Here is a 285-nt window from a genome sequence, read left to right on the forward strand (position 1 = left end):
CGTGTAAAAAGACATTCATTGGCAAACAAAAATCAATAGCAGGACAAAGGCGTTCAGAAAAAAACCGGGACGTCTTTATTTTAATTGTGAATCAAGCCCCTTTGTCTCGGATTGTCGAGACGACGACCTTGGCGCCCAAGGCCGTCTACGACAAAATCGAATTCATTTACAACCAGTGCCGCCTGTATTCTGGAAGTCGAGAAGCCCGATTATTGAAGCCGGATTTCGTCTTGCCGAAGATGTATGTTGCTGTCGACCGACAGCATTATCAAGTTAACTGGTTAA

At 44.6% G+C, this 285-nt stretch carries 1 pseudogene; it reads left to right on the forward strand.

The features are described from left to right. Positions 1-285 (forward strand): annotated as a pseudogene (locus PQQ96_RS42305) (hypothetical protein); the annotation flags it as partial.

This window comes from Paraburkholderia sediminicola, assembly GCF_046027825.1.
Taxonomy (GTDB): Bacteria; Pseudomonadota; Gammaproteobacteria; order Burkholderiales; family Burkholderiaceae; genus Paraburkholderia; species Paraburkholderia sediminicola_D.